General features: G+C 67.1%; 1 protein-coding gene. It reads left to right on the forward strand.

What is annotated here, in order from left to right:
- Positions 1–1,536 (forward strand): NAD-dependent DNA ligase LigA (ligA, locus tag RMO81_RS14715; protein ID WP_310476663.1); only part of this gene is annotated, 1,536 nt, incomplete at both ends.

Consider the following 1,536-nt stretch of genomic DNA (forward strand, 5'->3'; position numbering starts at 1 on the left):
GGATGCGCCGCACATTTCCGATGCGGACTATGACACGCTGGTGCAGCGCAACGCCGCCATCGAAGCGGCCTTCCCGCATCTGGTGCGCAGCGACAGCCCAAGTTTCCGGGTGGGATCAAAGCCAGCCGCGGGCTTTGCCAAGATCATGCACAGCAAGCCGATGCTGAGCCTGGACAATGTATTCAGCGACGACGAAGCGCACGAATTCGTGGCGCGGGTGCGGCGTTTCCTGAACCTGCCCGACGATGCCGATGTGCGCCTGCGCGCCGAGGCCAAGATCGACGGGCTTTCGTGTGCGCTGCGGTTTGAAAAGGGCCGGCTTGTGCACGGCGCGACGCGCGGTGATGGCGCAGTGGGGGAGGAGGTGACGGCCAATCTTGCTCATGTGTCCGGGCTGGCGCATCAGCTGCCGGCAAGTGCCCCAGCGGTGGCCGAAGTGCGGGGCGAAATCTACATGTCCAAGGCCGGCTTTGCGGCGTTGAACGAGCGGCAGGCGCAAACCGGCGCCAAGATCTTCGCCAACCCGCGCAATGCCGCCGCCGGCTCGCTGCGGCAGCTCGACCCGGCGATCAGTGCCAGCCGGCCGCTGGCTTTCATCGTCCACGGCTGGGGCGAGATGAGCGCCATGCCCCACGGGCCTTTGGGCGCGACGCAGAGCGAAGTGACCGCCGCCATTGCCGGCTGGGGCTTCGACACCGGCAGCCTGGCGGTGGGTGACGCAACGATGGAACAATGCCTCGCCTTCACCGCCGATCTGGATCGTCGCCGCGCCGAACTGCCGTTCGATATCGATGGCGTCGTTTACAAGGTGGAACGGCTCGATTGGCAGGAACGGCTGGGCCAGGTGTCGCGCGCGCCGCGCTGGGCCGTGGCGCACAAATTCCCGGCCGAAAAGGCGGAAACGCTGCTGGAAGCCATCGATATTCAGGTGGGCCGCACGGGCGCGCTCACGCCGGTGGCTCGGCTGGCGCCGGTCACGGTGGGCGGCGTCGTCGTCACCAATGCCACGCTGCACAATGAGGACGAGATTGCCCGGCTGGATGTGCGCGTGGGCGACCGGGTGCAGGTGCAGCGCGCCGGCGACGTGATTCCGCAGGTGCTGGGTGTCGTGCCGTCAGACGCACCGCGCGGCCCGGCATTTGTGTTCCCCGATCATTGCCCGGCCTGCGGTTCCACGGCGGTGCGCGAAGAGGATGGCGCGGTGAAACGTTGCACCGGCGGCCTGACCTGCCCGGCGCAACGCCACGAACGCCTGCGCCACTTCGTGTCACGCAACGCCTTTGATATCGAAGGGCTGGGCACGGAGCGGCTGGAGCTGTTCGCCGCCGAAGGGCTGATTGCCGGGCCGGATTCGCTGTTCCGTCTTCACGCTCACCGCGATGCGTTGCTAGCGCTGCCGGGTTTCAAGGAAAAGAGCGTCGACAAACTGCTCGCCGCCATCGACGAGCGGCGGGGCGTGAGCCTTGATCGCTTCCTGTTCGGCCTTGGTATCCGCCACGTGGGCGAGACGACGGCACGCGATCTGGCGCGGGTATT

The organism is Sandarakinorhabdus sp., assembly GCF_031422795.1.
Taxonomy (GTDB): domain Bacteria; phylum Pseudomonadota; class Alphaproteobacteria; order Sphingomonadales; family Sphingomonadaceae; genus Sandarakinorhabdus.